Raw genomic sequence first — 15,277 nt, 5'->3', positions numbered from 1 at the left:
TCCTGCTGTCGAACCAAGCTGTACTTGCGTCCTCTAAGTATCCTTGCCCGTGAGTCGAATCATTGGCCGGTGATTGTGAGGGCGCGGAGTTTTTCGTCCAAGTCTCGGACGTGCCTGTTGTCCTGCCAGGGTTGAAGCTGGTTGCGGGCCTGCCGTACGGAGTGGGCGAGGCGGGTGGAGCTGTGGCCGGCGACGATCCCGGTGGCTTCGCCGATCATTGCGGCGGCTTCAGGGATCTCGCGGTGGTCGATCAGGGCGAGGGCATACTCCAGTTGCAGGATGCCTCGCTCCCGGACCGAGTCCGGCCCCATCGCGGCCAGGCGCCGCTGTGCCTCGGAGATGGCCAGGTCGGGGCGTTTGAGTTCGATAAGGCAGAACGTTCGGTAGGACGCAACGCGTTCCGGGGTGAGCCAGAACAGGTGCCGCAGGTCTGATCCGCCTTGGCTCCTGTCGGCAAGATCGGTGGCGCGGTCCAGGAGGCGGAGGGCGCGCGGGTCATGCTTGGCGACGGCGATCGCTCGTGCGACCTGGATGGCGGTCGCCGACTGCTGGAGATGGTTGCCGCTCTCTTTGGCCCAGCCTTCGGCGGCGAAGGCGTGATCCAGTGCGACGGTGGGCCTTTTCCGATACAGCGCCATGTGGGCGAGCAGACCGTGCAGGTGCGCCAAAAGGGCGGGGGAACGGAGTTCGTGGGCGGCGGCCAGGCCCTCGGTGTAGCGGCGAGTGGCGCCTTCGTAGTCGAGTAGGTCGAAGCGGCTCCAGCCGGTGAGGTGGGACAGGCTCCAGTACAGGCTCAGCAGGCGGGCGCGTAGTGCGGGGATGGGGGTGGCGTGGCGGAGCAGGTCGTCGACGAGGGCGCGTTTGGCCTCGGCCACGGGCAGGACCTTGGCGGGGCCGAGTTCTTCGTCCAGCGCCCATAGGCGGGCGGTCAGGCGTTCCAGCAGGTCGAGGGCACTGTCATCGACGGCGGTGTGCCGGCGGGCGAGGGTGGCGAGGCGGCCGCGGTCGCCCTCGGGCAGGTGGCGCAGCAGGGGCAGGGCGGGGGCGCCGCCGAGGAGCAGGGCGAGTTCGAAGAGCAGGTCGCGGCGTTTGATGTCGGCCTCCTCGGCGGTGAGGGCGCGCAGCAGTCCGGTGCAGTCCGCCGCACCTGCCAACGAACCACCGGAGGCGGCTGCAAACGAGCCGCCGGTGAAGTGCGCGGGCGGGCCGCCCGGGGAGCCTGGGAAGAGGCCGGAGGCGGTGGGCGGCTGCTGGTTCATGCTGGCACGCTCACCGGGGCCGGACGCCAGAGGCCATGAGGCGAGGGCTTCGTTACACGGGGACAGGTGGGTCATGTCAGAGGTCGTGGTTGGTTGCAGGGGAGCCGGGTGGACGAGCCCCCACGGGGTCTGAGGGAGGCCCGGTGGAGCCGCCCGATCCATGCCTGGCAGGGGAGCGCTCCCGGGAAGGCCCGACAGGGCGGGTGCCTCGTGAGAGGGGCGGTGGTGGAGGTCGAGGTGGCGGTGGTCGGCGCGATCGAGGAGGTCGCGGTCGCGGGGGCGGTAGGTGGCGTAGGCCTGTTCGGTGACCAGGTGACGGGCGGTGGTCTGGTAGAGGCGGGCGAGAATGGCCAGGGTGCGGGCCGGTGGGCGGCGGCCGGTGGCGGGCCAGGACTCGTAGTCGTAGAGCCGGGCTTCGCGGAGGCCGGCCGTACCGGCGGGGTCGAGGTCGTTGTGGGCGGCGACGACGTCGGCGGCGGTGCGGCCGTGGGCGTAGCGGTACAGCCGCAACGGACTGACGTCGTGATCCAGAGCCAGGACGTCGGCGATCTGGTCGTAGGTGAAGGAGCGGGCGCGCAGGGCGGTGCTGCGTCGCCGGCAGTCGAGCAGGGTCCGGTAGCCCTCGCCTGTCATGGGTCGCCTCCTCCGCCGAGCCATACCGTACGGTAATCGTAAACGATCCGTCACTTTGTGTGACAGACGTGCGGGGAAGTGGGGATACGCGGGCGGCCGGTGCGGGGTCGGCGCAGGTCGGCGGGGTGTTCGGGTGGGGTGGTCCGGCGGACGCGGATGGGGATCGGCGCGGCGGGCGGTCCGCGTCACCGTGTGCGGGACGGTTCCTCGCGCGCACGCGAGGACACGGGCCCAAGGACACCCACCCGAGAAACACGCATCCGAGGAGACGACATGACCGCTGCCCCCGACGAGGCGAGCCCTGCTCCTGACGAGGTGGGTCCCACTCCCGCTGAGGCGAGCTCCATCTCCGACGAGGCGATCCCTGCTCCCGCCGATGATGCCCTCGCCTGCGGCGAGGTGGCGCCGATGCTGGTGGACGCCATGGTGGGGCTGTGGCCCGGGGGCATGACCTACCGGCGGACCTTCCCCGGCCGCGCCGACCAGATCCCGGAGGCCCGCCGCTTCGTCCGCTTCCTGCTGGAGGACTCTCCCCGCCGCGACGACGCCGAGCAGATCGTCGCCGAGCTGGCCGCCAACGCCGTCGCGCACACCGCCAGCGGGCAGCCGTACGGCACCTTCATCGTGGAGGTGGCCCGCAGGACCACCGCGATCCGGGTCACCGTCTACGACTGCGGCTGGGGAGCGACCCCGAGGTTCGCCCCGCGTCGCGACGCCGATGCGCTTGCCGAGGACGGCCGGGGCCTGGCGCTGGTCGCCGGCCTGGCGGTTCGGGTCGGGGTGCGGGGGACGCAGGCGGTGGGCCACGCGGTCTGGGCCGAGTTGCCCCCGCGGTGAGCACTCCGCCGAGCCGCCCTGTGATGGGTGCCGCCGGGTCGCCCAGTGGTGAAGCGCCCGGTCGAGCCGCCTTCTCGATGGATGTCCTGCGGGGCCGCCCCGAGACAGGCATTCTGCTGGGCCGTCCCGCAAAGAGCGCCACGAAACCGTACCGAGTTCCACAACCGATCCGGACCAAGATCGGCAGGTCCCTTGGTGATCAATTGACTGCCCCGAGTGGCGGCGTCCCGACACTGTCAGGAGGGAACGCGTCCGCGTTCCCGACGGATCTCTCGGGGGGCGGGAAACGGTGAACGCGCAGGGTGCGCTGGTGACGACGCCGGCCGTACGGGCCGCGTGGCGGCTTCGCGACGAGCTGGCGGGCAGGGGTGTCCTGGGCGACGTTCACGGCGGGTACGGCCTGGCTCTGGTGCTGTTCTGGGCCGACCTGGTGGTCTGGACGGACGGCGCGGTCTACCGGTGGTGGACCGGCCGCACCTCACCGAAGACCGGCCGCCGCCTCTACATGGTGTACGGCGTGCACGACCTGGCCACCACCGTCCGCGGGGTCATGCTGCGCTGCGCGGACCTCTACGAGAGCGGGGGAGTGCCGGTGCGATGAAGAGGGGTGCGGGCCGTTGCCGTGCCCGATCTCTCCCCTTGCATCGGTCTTTTTGGCGTTTATGGAAATTCAGGGCTTCGGTCGTGCATGGGGTGCGTCGTGGCGGGCAGAGGCTGCGTCGAGGGGATGTGAGGAGACGGGCCGCCCTCCCGCCGGGCCAGCGGGACGGCGGCCCTCGCCGTTACCTGATCATTCCGGCGACCAGGTTGCGCAGCTCGATGTGGCCGGCCTTGACCTCGGCCACGTCGCCCTCGACGCGCTTCATGGAGGATTCGAGGTTGCCGACGGACCGCTTGACCGCCCCGAGGTCCCCTCGGATCTCCTTGATCTCCTCCTTCACCCCGCCGATCTCGTTTCGGAGCCCTCCGACTTCGGTTCGGACCACTCCGATCTCACCCCGGAGGCTTCTGGCCTCGGTGTAGAGATCCTTCCGGAGTGCTCTGACCTCGGCGTGAAGCTCGTCCCGGAGTCCTCCGACCTCGTTTCGGAGTCCCTCTTGATCCTTCCGGAGTGCTTCCTGCCCCTCCCGGAGTCCTCCGACCTCGTTTCGGAGTCCCTCCTGGCCCTTCCAGAGTTCCTCCTGGCCCTTCCGGAGCTCCTCCTGACTCTTCTGGAGGTCCTCCTGGCCCTTCCGGAGGTCACCGAGGGCCGCGAGGATCGCCACCGACACCTTCGACTGCTCCAGGGACCAGGTGCGCAGGTCGGCGACGTCCTGCTCCAGAAGCGAGATCCGTGCTTCCGTGTTCGTGCTCAACGCGTCTTCTCCTCGCTGTCACGCGCGATAGGGGGAGTGCCTGACGTGTGACGTGGAGGGCGTCCAGGCGGGACCAGCTTACGCAGGGTGAGCGGCGTGTCGCCGGAGGTTTCCGCCGGAGTCGCCGGCGGACGCGGGCGCGGGAGGGCGGAGCTTCCTCCGGGTGGAAAAGAACCACCCCGGATGGCCTCCAGGGTGGCATCGGCTTGGGTCAGGAGACCTTGGAGGGGGAGGCGGTCCAGGTGTTGCAAGCGCCCGGGCTCTCCTGGTCGAAGCCGCGGTTCAGCCAGTAGGCGACGTTCCTGGCCTTGCCGTGGCTGACGGTGTCGTAGGCGTAGCTGACGACGTAGCGGAGGTCGGACTGGCTGCGGCCGAGGTCGCGCCAGATGCTGCCGATGAAGGCGCCGCCGAGGCACTCGGCCTGGAGTTCGATCTTCCGGATGTCGGCGAGGAGGGCCTTCTTGGTCCGGTACCTCCTGTGGTCGAGGGCGCCCGTCATCCCGGAGAGCCGCTGCACATGGTGGCCGTACTCGTGGGCGACGACCTCCAGCAGGAACAGCTCGGTCGACTCCGACAGGATGGACGGGTTCAGCAGGAAGGTGATCCTCTTGGTCTTCGCGCAGTAGACCGCCTGGGCGCCCTTCGGGAACGGTCCACAGCCGGTCGGGAAGCCGAGCCGGGAGGTGGTCTGGAAGCCGGGCTTGGAGAAGGGCAGCTTGGCCTTGGCGAACTGCCTGCTCCAGGTGTCGTTGAGGCATTCGACGACGAACTCCAGGTAGACCCGGGAGGAGTCGAGGTCGTCCGGCTTGACGGGCTGCTCCTGGCAGGAGGTGGCGTCGAGGGAACCGGTCTTGTAGATCGGGTTGCTGGTGAGGGCCTTGGTGCCCGTGGGCACGGGGGCCGCGGCCTGCCCGGTGACGCCCGCGGCGGCCGTGCCGGTGAACAGCAGGCCCGCGAACACGCCCGAGAGCAGGGTGATGAGGGGGGTACGCATGATCACGAACCCTATAGAGGCATAAAGCGCCGGTAAAGCGGATTGGGGATCTCCGTGCCCGGAAGACGCGCGCGGCCGTACCCCTGGGAGAAGGGGTACGGCCGCGCGGTGAGGACGGTGGAACAGGTGGAACGGGGAGGAAGGTCAGGCGACCCGGGAGCTGGAGACGGTCCAGGTGTTGCAGGACGACGGCGAGCCGGAGTTGAAGCCGCGGTTCAGCCAGTAGGCCTGGCTGCGCCCCTTGCCGTGGTCGTTGGTCGGCCAGACCTTCTGGCCGTTCTGGACGGTCCAGCGGATCATGGCGTCCCAGTGGTCCTGCGGGACCGGCAGGTCGTCGGAGATCTGGCGGAGGAACGCCGCGCCCATGCAGTCGGCCTGAAGCTCCAGGCGACGGGAGTAGGCGAGCTTGGCGGAGGTGCGGGCCCGCCAGACGCTCTGGCCGTAGTAGCCCATGATCCCGGAGAGCTGCTGCACGTGGTGGGCGTACTCGTGGGCCATGAACTGCGCGTTGTTGGGCGCGTACGGCTGCTTCAGCACCGAGCGGAACACACCGATGTAGATGGTGCGGTTGCTGGAGCAGTAGTAGCCGCCGGCGCCGCCCGGCCACCTGCCGCAGGGGCTTCCCACCTTGGTGGTGGTGAAGCGGAGCCTGGGCTGGGCGAAGGACAGGCCGGCCTTGCGGAACTGGGTCTTCCACGCCAGGTTCAGGCAGCGGTTGACCTTCGCCATGAAGGACCGGTAGGAGGCCGCGCTGCCCGCGCGGATCTGCCCGGCGGCGCAGGTGACGTTGGGGAGCAGACCGGTGCGGTAGAGCGGGTTGGCGGTCACGGCGGCACGGCCGCGCGGGGGTGCCTTCACCGTGGTGGCGGCCGCGGTCGCCGTGGAGGCGGCGGTTCCGGCGGCGGGGGCGGTGACGGTGGCGGCTTCGGCGGTGCCGGTGGCCATGACCAGGCCGAACGCCAGGGGAGCGACCACCAGTGACGAGAGTTGTCTGAAGGGGAAAGTGCTCATGGTGAGGCAAAGGCTAGCCCAACTGTGTACAAAACATGCGGAAACCCCACGCTGAACGTGCAGAATCCGCTGTCTTGGAGGCACGGGGCGTCATGCGAACTAGACTCGTCCCAGATGCTGACTGGACAGAGGGGATGATTCCGTGAGCGAGCGGACCGGACGGCCTGGCAGTCTTCTGGAAACGGTCAAGGGACCGGGAGACCTGAAGCAGCTGCGGCCCGAGGAGCTGCCGCGGCTCGCCGCCGAGATCCGCGACCTGCTGGTCAGCTCCACGGCGCGCATCGGCGGCCACCTGGGGCCCAACCTCGGGGTCGTCGAGCTGACGATCGCCCTGCACCGGGTGTTCGACTCGCCGCGCGACACCCTCCTGTGGGACACCGGCCACCAGGCGTACGTCCACAAGATGCTCACCGGCCGCGCCGACCGGTTCGACACGCTCCGCCAGGAGGGCGGGCTGTCGGGCTACCCGAGCCGGGCCGAGTCCGAGCACGACGTCATCGAGAACTCCCACGCCTCCACCGCGCTGTCGTACGCCGACGGCCTGGCCAAGGCGTTCAAGCTGCGCCGCGAGGCCGACCGCACGGTCGTCGCGATGATCGGCGACGGCGCGCTCACCGGCGGCATGGCCTGGGAGGCGCTCAACAACATCGCGGCGAGCAAGGACCTGCCGCTGATCATCGTGGTCAACGACAACGGCCGCTCCTACTCGCCGACGATCGGCGGCCTCGCCTCCCACCTGGCCTCGCTGCGCGCCACCCAGCGCTACGAGGACGTGCTCGACTTCGTCAAGGACAACCTGACGAAGGTGCCCGTCGTCGGCCCGCCGGTCTACGACGCGCTGCACGGCATGAAGAAGGGGCTCAAGGACGTCCTGGCCCCGCAGGTGATGTTCGAGGACCTCGGCCTGAAGTACATCGGGCTGGTCGACGGCCACGACGAGCAGGCGGTGGAGGCCGCGCTGCGCAAGGCCAGGGGCTTCCGCCGCCCGGTCATCGTGCACGTGCTCACCAAGAAGGGCTTCGGCTACTCCTTCGCCGAGAACCACGGCGAGGACTGCTTCCACTCGCCCGGCGTGTTCGACCCGCTGACCGGCGAGGAGAAGCCCAAGCCGCACGGCTGGACCAACGTCTTCAGCCAGGAGATCGTACGGCTGGGCGCCGAGCGCAAGGACCTCGTGGCGATCACCGCGGCGATGCTCGGCCCGACCGGGCTGATCCCGTTCTCCGAGGCGTTCCCCGACCGCCTGTACGACGTCGGCATCGCCGAGCAGCACGCGCTGACCAGCGCCGCGGGCCTGGCGCTGGGCGGCCTGCACCCGGTGGTCGCGGTCTACGCGACGTTCCTCAACCGGGCCTTCGACCAGCTGCTGATGGACGTCGCCCTGCACCGGCTGCCGGTCACGGTCGTCCTGGACCGGGCGGGCGTCACCGGCGACGACGGCGCCAGCCACAACGGCATGTGGGACCTGTCGATCCTCCAGGTCGTCCCGGGTCTGTCCATCGCCGTGCCGCGTGACGAGCCGCGGCTGCGCGAGCTGCTGGCCGAGGCGGTGGCCGTCGACGACGGCCCCACGGTCGTGCGCTACCCCAAGGGCCCGGTGCCCGCCGAGGTCGAGGCGGTCGGCAGGCTCGGCACGATGGACGTGCTGCGCGCGGGCGGTCCCGATCTGCCCGCGGAGAGCGATGCCCCGGCCGCCGGTCCGCTGGACGTGCTGTTCGTGTCGGTCGGCCCGATGGCCGAGACCTGCCTGGAGGCCGCCGCCCTGCTGGACGCGCAGGGCATCTCCGCCACCGTGGTGGACCCCCGCTGGGTCAAGCCGCTGGACGAGGCGCTGGTGGCCGCCGCCGCGGCGCACCGGCTGGTCGTGGTGGTCGAGGACAACGGCCGGGTCGGCGGCGTGGGCGACGCGGTCGCCCGCCTGCTGCGCGACGCCGACGTCGACGTCCCGGTCCGCGTCTACGGCGTTCCGCAGCGGTTCCTGGACCACGCCAAGCGGGCGAAGATCCTCAGCGACATCGGGCTGACCTCCCAGGACATCGCCAGGGAGGTCACCGAGGCGGTGGCGCGGCGGACCCCGGCGCTGGAGAACGACCCGGCCCGCTGACCTCCGCCGTCGCGGGCCGTCATCCACGGGCCGGCGCGCCGGTCGCCGCCGTCACGGGGCCCGGGTGCGCCGGCCCGCGCGGTCTTCCGGTACGGATGTCCGGGAGTGACCAGGGGCTTTCCCGGGAAGAACCCGTATCGCGACCGTTCAGGAGTTGATCCGGTGGGCATGACCTGACCCATGGGGCGCAGCGGCTCTGGATGGTCAAGGGGGATCCCGTGGGCGTTTTCCGCGTCAAGTCGGTAGAGCAGTCGATCAAGGACACCGAGGCGCCGGAGCACCGGTTGCGCAAGGACCTGTCCGCGCTCGACCTGACGGTCTTCGGCATCGGCGTCATCATCGGCACCGGTATCTTCGTGCTCACCGGCCGGGTCGCCAGGGACCTGGCGGGGCCCGCGGTGGCCCTGTCGTTCGTGGTGGCGGGGATCGTCTGCGCGCTGGCCGCGCTGTGCTACGCCGAGTTCGCCTCCACCGTCCCCGTCGCCGGATCGGCCTACACGTTCGCCTTCGCCACCCTGGGCGAGTTCCCCGCCTGGATCATCGGCTGGGACCTGACGCTGGAGCTCATGCTCGCCGCCGCGGTCGTCGCGGTCGGCTGGTCGGGTTATCTGACGTCGCTGCTGGACTCGGCGGGGCTGGCCCTGCCCACCGCGATAGCCGGGGAGGGCGCGGCGTTCAACCTGCCCGCGGCGCTGATCGTGCTGGTCCTGACCGCGATCCTGGTCGCCGGCGTCAAGCTGTCGTCCCGGTTCAACCTGATCGTCGTCGCCATCAAGGTCACCGTGGTGCTGCTGGTCATCGTAGCGGGGCTGTTCTTCGTCAGGGGGGCCAACTACAGCCCGTTCATCCCGCCGGCCAAGCCGACCCCGGCGGTGGAGGGTCTGGCGGCACCGCTGATCCAGGTGGTGTTCGGCATCAGCCCGGTCGCCTTCGGCGTGATGGGCGTCTTCACCGCCGCCGCGATCGTGTTCTTCGCCTTCATCGGCTTCGACGTGGTCGCCACCGCCGCCGAGGAGACCCGCAACCCCCAGCGGGACCTGCCCATCGGCATCATCGGCTCGCTCGTCATCTGCACCGTCCTGTACGTCGCGGTCTCCCTGGTCGTCGTCGGCATGGAGCCGTACTCGCGGCTCAGCGAGGCGGCGCCGCTGGCCGACGCGTTCAAGGCGGTCGGCCAGACCTGGACCGCGACGCTCATCAGCATCGGCGCACTGGCCGGGCTCACCACGGTCGTGATGATCCTCATGCTGGGCCAGTCGCGGGTGACGTTCGCGATGGCCCGCGACAACCTGCTGCCCGGGTGGTTCGCCAGGGTCCACCCGAAGTTCGGCACGCCGTACCGGATCACGATCCTGATGGGCGTCATCGTCGCGCTGCTCGCCGGGTTCGTACCGCTGTCGGCGATCGCCGAGCTGGTCAACATCGGCACGCTGTTCGCGTTCGTCATCGTCTCGATCGCCGTCGTCATCCTCCGCCGCACCCGGCCGGAGCTGCCGCGTTCCTTCCGCACCCCGCTGGTGCCGCTGGTGCCGATCCTTTCGGTGCTGGCCTGCGTGTACCTGATGCTGAACCTGCCGGTGGAGACCTGGCTGCGGTTCGTGGTGTGGATGCTCCTCGGCATCGTCCTCTACGCGGCGTTCGGCTACCGCCACAGCCGGGCGGCGGGCCGCGAGGCGGAGGCCGGTAAGACGGCCTCTTAGCCGCGGGACGGGTCCCGGAGACAGGACGGGTTCGGACGGCTCCGGAGACGGTGAGGACCCCGGCGGCGGGATGGGCTCAGAAGCGGAACAGCGGGCCGGTGAGGGCGGTCATCTCGCAGCCGTTGTCGTAGGTCCGGGTGAACCGGACGGGCCTGCCCGCCCAGGTGCCGAACGCGCCGACGGTGTGCGGGTCGTACTCCGGCGGGCAGATCAGGTCGATGTCGTAGGTGAGCCTGGGCAGGTCGCCGTCCACCTGGCGGAGCAGGCCGCAGGCCGTGGCCGGGTCCGGGTGGCTGCCGCCGTCCCCGGCGTCGCCGCACCGCAGCACGACGCTCTTGGCCGGGCCGCCGGCGACGGAGAGGGTGAGCGTGATGGGCGGGCCGGCTCCGGCGGGGTCCGCGGCGGGGTCCTGGACGGGGGAGGAGCCGCCGAGGGCGGCGGCGAGGTCGTCCGAGACGCTCGAGGGGCCGTCCGGGGCGGAGGACTCGGCCGCGTGCGACATGACGGCGAGGGCGAACAGCATGACCGCGGAAGCGATCTTGACGGTTCTCATGGCGGGGATGTTCCCCGTGTCGGGTAAGGACCCGGCCGGGACATGGCCAAGGATCTTCCCGCTCGCCCTCTCCGGGCCGGGAGATCTGCCCGGCCTTTCCCCTTAAAGCCCTACAGGAGGGGTCGAAAAGGGCGGGGCATGAAGCGAGCCGCGCGGCCGCCTCGGGGAGCGCCGCGCGGGCCGCACCGGGGTCCGGTCCTGACGTCCGTACGGCCGCGCGGGTCTCCCGGAAACCGGCCGGGAAGCCCGGATGGGCCGCGCGGTGTCCCGGGGAGCGCCGCGCGGCCGTACGGGTCAGAGTCGGGTCAGGCCGGGACCGACGCCACGCCCGGCGGCAGGAACCGCGGCCGGGCGACGCCCTCGCGGTCCAGGTACGGCGTGATGCCGCCCAGGTGGAACGGCCAGCCGGCGCCCAGGATCATGCACAGGTCGATGTCCTGGGGCGCGGACACCACGCCCTCGTCGAGCATGATGCGGATCTCCTGCTCCAGGGCGCGCAGGGCGCGCAGCCGCACCTCCTCCGCGGTGGACGGGGAGGTGCCGCCCGCGAAGAAGGCGGCCGCCTCGGGGTCGGGCGTGAAGTCGGGCTTGAACACGCCCGGCTTGCCCGCCGCCACCAGCCGGGCGAGGTTCTCCGACACGCCGAAGCGGTCGGGGAACGCCTGGTGCATGGTCTCGGCGACGTGCAGCGCGACGGCCGGGCCGACGAGCTGGAGCAGCGCGAACGGGCTCATCGGCAGGCCGAGGCCGTCCAGCGCGTGGTCGGCGGTCTCCAGCGGGGTGCCCTCGTCCACCGCGCCGATGACCTCGCCCATGAAGCGGGTCAGGATGCGGTTGACCACGAACGCGGGCGCGTCCTTGACCAGCACCGACGACTTCTTCAGCGTCCTGCCGACGGCGAAGGCGGTGGCCAGCGTCGCGTCGTCGGTCCTCGCGCCGCGGATGATCTCCAGCAGCGGCATCACGGCGACCGGGTTGAAGAAGTGGAAGCCCACCACCCGCTCGGGGTGCTCCAGCCTGGAGGCCATCTCGGTCAGCGAGAGCGAGGAGGTGTTGGTGGCCAGCACGCACTCGGCGGAGACGACCTGCTCCACCTCGGCGAACACCTGCTGCTTGACCTTCATGTCCTCGAAGACGGCCTCGATGACGAAGTCGGCGTCGGCGAACGCGTCCTTGGTCAGCGAGCCCGTCACCAGGCCCTTGAGCCGGTTGGCCTGGTCGGCGGAGACGCGGCCCTTGCCGAGCAGCTTGTCGATCTCGCCGTGGACGTAGCCGACGCCCTTGTCGAGGCGGGCCTGATCGAGGTCGGTCAGCACGACCGGGACCTCCAGGCGGCGGGCGAACAGCAGCGCCATCTGGGAGGCCATCAGGCCCGCGCCGACGACGCCGACCTTGGTGACCTTGCGGGCCAGCGCCTTGTCCGGGGCCCCGGCGGGCCGCTTGGCGCGGCGCTGCACCAGGTCGAAGGAGTACAGGCCGGCGCGCAGCTCGTCTCCCATGAGGAGGTCGGCCAGGGCCTCGTCCTCGGCGGCGAAGCCCTCGTCGCGGGAGGCGGTGCGGGCCAGCTCGACCAGCTCCAGCGCCCGGTAGGGGGCGGGGGAGGCGCCGCGCAGCTTCATGTCGACGAGGAAGCGGGCGTCGGCGACGGGCTTGGCCCAGTCCTCGGCGGTGTGGTCGGTCCGGGAGACCGTCACCTCGCCGCGCAGCACCTTGGCGGCCCAGCGCAGCGACTCCTCCAGGAAGTCGGCGGGCTCGAACATCGCGTCGGCGATGCCGGCGGCGAAGGCGTCCCGGCCCTTGATCATCCGATTCTGCGACAGCGGGTTCTCGATGATGAGCTTGAGCGCCGCGGCCGGGCCGATCAGGCGGGGCAGGAGCTGGGTGCCGCCCCAGCCGGGCACCAGGCCGAGGAAGCACTCGGGCAGGGCGACCGCGGGCACGCCGGAGGAGATCGTCCGGTAGGCGCAGTGCAGGGCGACCTCCAGGCCGCCGCCCATCGCCGCGCCGTTGACGAACGCGAACGACGGCACGCTCAGCTCGCCCAGGCGGCGGAACACCCGGTGCCCGAGCCTGCCGATCTCCAGCGCCTGGTCACGCTCGGCGACCAGCGCGGCGCCCTTGAGGTCGGCGCCGACGGCGAAGATGAACGGCTTGCCGGTGACGCCCACGGCGGCGAGGTCGGTGCGGGCCTCGACCGCGTCGAGGGCCTCGGCCAGGGAGGTGAGGCCGGCCGGGCCGAACGTGGACGGCTTGGTGTGGTCGAAGCCGTTGTCCAGCGTGATCAGCGCCATGGTGCCGGCGCCGTCGGGCAGCTCCACGTCGCGGACGATGGCGCGGGTGACGACCTCGTCGCTGAAGATTTCCCTGATGTCCGTCACTTCGCACCTTCCCAGGCGAGGTTCTCCCAGATGACCGTTCCGCCCATGCCCATGCCGACGCACATCGTGGTGACGCCGTACCGGACGTCGGGGCGCTCGCCGAACTCGCGGGCGAGCTGCGTCATCAGCCGCACGCCCGAGGAGGCCAGCGGGTGGCCGAAGGCGATGGCGCCGCCGTAGGGGTTGACCCGGGCGTCGTCGTCGGCGATGCCGAAGTGCTCCAGGAACGCCAGCACCTGTACGGCGAAGGCCTCGTTGATCTCGAAGAGCCCGATGTCGGAGATCGACAGCCCGGCCAGGCGCAGCGCCCGCTCGGTGGACGGGATCGGCCCGACGCCCATGACCTCGGGGTCCACGCCGGCGAAGGCGTAGGAGACCAGCCGCATCTTGGGAGTGAGGCCCAGCTCGGCGGCGGCGTCGGCGGCGGCCACGATGCAGCCGGTCGCGCCGTCGTTGATGCCGGAGGCGTTGCCCGCGGTGACCCGGCCGTGCGGGCGGAACGGGGTCTTCAGCGTCGCCAGGCCCTCCATGGTGGTGCCGGGGCGGGGCCCCTCGTCGGCGGTGGCCAGGCCCCAGCCCTTCTCGGCGGTCCGGACGGCGACCGGCACCAGGTCGGGCTGGATCCTGCCGTCGGCGTAGGCCTTGGCGACCTTCTCCTGGGAGGCGGCGGCGAAGGCGTCGGCGCGCTCCTTGGAGATGGACGGGTAGCGGTCGTGCAGGTTCTCCGCGGTCATGCCCATGACCAAGGCGGAGCCGTCCACGAGCTTCTCGGACAGGAACCGCGGGTTGGGGTCGACGCCCTCGCCCATCGGGTGGCGGCCCATGTGCTCGACGCCGCCGGCGATGGCGACGTCGTAGGCGCCGAAGGCGATGCCGCCGGCGACCGTGGTCACCGCGGTCATCGCTCCGGCGCACATGCGGTCGATCGCGTAACCGGGGACGCTCTTGGGCAGCCCGGCCAGCACGGCGGCGGACCGGCCGATGGTCAGTCCCTGGTCGCCGATCTGGGTTGTGGCGGCGATGGCCACCTCGTCGACCCGCTCCGGCGGCAGGTTCGGGTTGCGCCGGATCAGCTCACGGATGACGCGGACGACCAGGTCGTCGGCGCGCGTCTCGGCATACAGGCCCTTGGGGCCCGACCTGCCGAACGGTGTGCGCACACCGTCGACGAATACGACGTCACGAGACGAAGGCACGGGTTCGCTCCTCGTTGCTGGGTAGCTTCACCCCCCATGCTACTCGTCGGTAACAACATCTCACACGACCCGCCCCCTCCGCATCTGCGGCAGACTGGGAAATCGTTTTCCTGGAGGTCGCGATGGTCACTCTCGAAGATGTCGCACGGCAGGCCGGCGTGTCGCTCGCCACGGCCTCGCGGGTGCTCAACGGCAGCACCCGCCAGGTGGGCGCATCGCTGCGGGCCAAGGTGGAGCTGGCCGCCCACCAGCTCGGCTACCGGACCAACGTGGCGGCCCAGACGCTGGCCAGGGGCGCCAGCAACGTGATCGGCCTGGTGGTCCACGACCTCACCGACCCCTACTTCGCCGCGCTCGCCGACGGCGCGATGCGGGTGGCCGAGAGCCACGAGTTCATGGTCATGGTGGGCACCACGCACCGCGACCCCGAACGGGAGATCGCCTACGTCTCCACCCTGAACGCCCAGCGGGTCCGCGCCGTGCTGCTCACCGGGTCCAGGGTCGACGACGCCGGCGTGACCCGCAGGATGCGCCAGGAGCTCGACCGCTACCTGCAGACCGGCGGCCGGGTGGCCTGCGTCGGTCAGGAGGCGCTGGGCGTCGACACGGTGGTGCCGGGCAACCGCGAGGGCGCCGCCGACCTGGCGCGGGCCCTCGCCGGTCTGGGACACCGCCGCTTCGCCGTGCTCGCCGGGCCCGAGCGGCTGCTCACCGCCCAGGACCGGCTGTCCGGGTTCGCCGGGGCGCTCGCAGAGCTGGGCCTGCCCGCCCCGCAGGTCGTCCACGGCTCCTTCGACCGCGACGGCGGTCACGCCGCGGCGGCCGAGGTGTCCGACGCCACCTGCGTGTTCGCGGTCAACGACGTGATGGCGGTGGGCGCGCTGGCGTCCTTCCGCGACCGGGGGGCCGACGTGCCCGGCGACGTGTCGGTGGCCGGGTTCGACGACATCTCCACCCTGCGGGACCTGGTCCCGCAGCTGACCACCGTACGGCTGCCGCTGACGGACATGGGGGCGCGGGCGATGGAGCTGGCCCTCACGCCGCCCGGGGACGGCGCGGACGCCGGGCCCAGGATCGAGGCCGTGGCCGGCGAGGTCGTCCTCCGCGAGAGCACCCGCCGCCTCGGCTGAGCCGGCCCGCCGCGGTGCGGAACGCCGCGCCCCGGCCGTGCGCGCGGACCGTCCCGCCACGCGGACGGCGGGGCGGACAGGGTGACAGGACGAAACCGGACGGCAGGACGGCGGAACGGCTCGGGTG

At 71.3% G+C, this 15,277-nt stretch carries 12 protein-coding genes; 5 read left to right on the top strand and 7 right to left on the bottom strand.

Going from position 1 to position 15,277, the window contains the following annotated elements:
* Nucleotides 1-59 precede the first annotated feature (59 nt).
* Nucleotides 60-1,892: a hypothetical protein gene (locus AB0D67_RS04515; RefSeq protein ID WP_362929831.1), complete on the bottom strand. Its 1,833-nt coding sequence runs from the start codon at nucleotides 1,890-1,892 to the stop codon at nucleotides 60-62.
* A 273-nt stretch (nucleotides 1,893-2,165) separates the two neighbouring features.
* On the opposite strand from AB0D67_RS04515, the gene AB0D67_RS04510 reads away from it, so the two are divergent.
* Complete coding sequence (locus AB0D67_RS04510) at nucleotides 2,166-2,729, top strand: ATP-binding protein (RefSeq protein WP_362929829.1); 564 nt, start codon at nucleotides 2,166-2,168, stop codon at nucleotides 2,727-2,729.
* Nucleotides 2,730-3,018: 289 nt separating this feature from the next.
* On the top strand, nucleotides 3,019-3,330 hold the full coding sequence (locus AB0D67_RS04505; protein ID WP_362929827.1) for a hypothetical protein: 312 nt from the start codon (nucleotides 3,019-3,021) through the stop codon (nucleotides 3,328-3,330).
* A 181-nt stretch (nucleotides 3,331-3,511) separates the two neighbouring features.
* Here AB0D67_RS04505 and AB0D67_RS04500 read toward each other — a convergent pair whose 3' ends face one another.
* The 3 genes from AB0D67_RS04500 to AB0D67_RS04490 form a co-directional block, all read right to left on the bottom strand.
* Nucleotides 3,512-4,084 (bottom strand): hypothetical protein, encoded by a 573-nt coding sequence (locus AB0D67_RS04500; RefSeq protein ID WP_362929825.1) that lies wholly within the window; start codon nucleotides 4,082-4,084, stop codon nucleotides 3,512-3,514.
* A 211-nt stretch (nucleotides 4,085-4,295) separates the two neighbouring features.
* On the bottom strand, nucleotides 4,296-5,078 hold the full coding sequence (locus AB0D67_RS04495; RefSeq protein ID WP_362929823.1) for a neutral zinc metallopeptidase: 783 nt from the start codon (nucleotides 5,076-5,078) through the stop codon (nucleotides 4,296-4,298).
* A 144-nt stretch (nucleotides 5,079-5,222) separates the two neighbouring features.
* Nucleotides 5,223-6,089 carry a neutral zinc metallopeptidase gene (locus AB0D67_RS04490; protein WP_362929821.1) on the bottom strand — a complete coding sequence of 289 codons (867 nt, stop codon included), beginning with the start codon at nucleotides 6,087-6,089 and terminating at the stop codon, nucleotides 5,223-5,225.
* Between the two features lie 142 nt (nucleotides 6,090-6,231).
* On the opposite strand from AB0D67_RS04490, the gene dxs reads away from it, so the two are divergent.
* Together dxs and AB0D67_RS04480 are read left to right on the top strand one after the other, a co-directional pair.
* Nucleotides 6,232-8,193 (top strand): 1-deoxy-D-xylulose-5-phosphate synthase, encoded by a 1,962-nt coding sequence (gene dxs / locus AB0D67_RS04485; protein WP_362929819.1) that lies wholly within the window; start codon nucleotides 6,232-6,234, stop codon nucleotides 8,191-8,193.
* A gap of 218 nt (nucleotides 8,194-8,411) precedes the next feature.
* Nucleotides 8,412-9,893 (top strand): amino acid permease, encoded by a 1,482-nt coding sequence (locus tag AB0D67_RS04480; RefSeq protein ID WP_362929817.1) that lies wholly within the window; start codon nucleotides 8,412-8,414, stop codon nucleotides 9,891-9,893.
* Between the two features lie 76 nt (nucleotides 9,894-9,969).
* On the opposite strand, the gene AB0D67_RS04475 is transcribed toward AB0D67_RS04480, so the two are convergent.
* The 3 genes from AB0D67_RS04475 to AB0D67_RS04465 form a co-directional block, all read right to left on the bottom strand.
* Nucleotides 9,970-10,446, bottom strand: a complete 477-nt coding sequence (locus AB0D67_RS04475) for an SSI family serine proteinase inhibitor (RefSeq protein ID WP_362929815.1) — start codon at nucleotides 10,444-10,446, stop codon at nucleotides 9,970-9,972.
* Between the two features lie 305 nt (nucleotides 10,447-10,751).
* The gene (locus tag AB0D67_RS04470) at nucleotides 10,752-12,824 is read right to left on the bottom strand and encodes a 3-hydroxyacyl-CoA dehydrogenase NAD-binding domain-containing protein (protein ID WP_362929813.1); all 2,073 of its coding nucleotides are present in this window, start codon (nucleotides 12,822-12,824) and stop codon (nucleotides 10,752-10,754) included.
* A complete protein-coding gene (locus tag AB0D67_RS04465) occupies nucleotides 12,821-14,020 on the bottom strand; it encodes a thiolase family protein (protein ID WP_362929811.1) in 1,200 nt (399 codons plus the stop codon). The genes AB0D67_RS04470 and AB0D67_RS04465 overlap by 4 nt, the downstream gene beginning before the upstream one ends.
* Nucleotides 14,021-14,142: 122 nt before the next feature.
* Between AB0D67_RS04465 and AB0D67_RS04460 the strand changes: the two genes are divergently transcribed.
* Nucleotides 14,143-15,150, top strand: a complete 1,008-nt coding sequence (locus AB0D67_RS04460) for a LacI family DNA-binding transcriptional regulator (protein WP_362929809.1) — start codon at nucleotides 14,143-14,145, stop codon at nucleotides 15,148-15,150.
* Nucleotides 15,151-15,277 lie beyond the last annotated feature (127 nt).

The organism is Streptosporangium sp. NPDC048047, assembly GCF_040653115.1.
In the GTDB taxonomy this organism is placed as follows: Bacteria; Actinomycetota; Actinomycetes; order Streptosporangiales; family Streptosporangiaceae; genus Streptosporangium.
This window is presented reverse-complemented; position numbering and strand designations above follow the sequence as displayed.

Excerpts from the sequence above, each read along its gene's own strand:
- AB0D67_RS04490 (WP_362929821.1), bottom strand. The coding sequence starts at position 6,089 with ATGAGCACTTTCCCCTTCAGACAACTCTCGTCACTGGTGGTCGCTCCC.
- AB0D67_RS04515 (WP_362929831.1), bottom strand. The coding sequence starts at position 1,892 with ATGACAGGCGAGGGCTACCGGACCCTGCTCGACTGCCGGCGACGCAGC.
- AB0D67_RS04460 (WP_362929809.1), top strand. The coding sequence starts at position 14,143 with ATGGTCACTCTCGAAGATGTCGCACGGCAGGCCGGCGTGTCGCTCGCC.
- AB0D67_RS04475 (WP_362929815.1), bottom strand. The coding sequence starts at position 10,446 with ATGAGAACCGTCAAGATCGCTTCCGCGGTCATGCTGTTCGCCCTCGCC.
- AB0D67_RS04510 (WP_362929829.1), top strand. The coding sequence starts at position 2,166 with ATGACCGCTGCCCCCGACGAGGCGAGCCCTGCTCCTGACGAGGTGGGT.
- AB0D67_RS04495 (WP_362929823.1), bottom strand. The coding sequence starts at position 5,078 with ATGCGTACCCCCCTCATCACCCTGCTCTCGGGCGTGTTCGCGGGCCTG.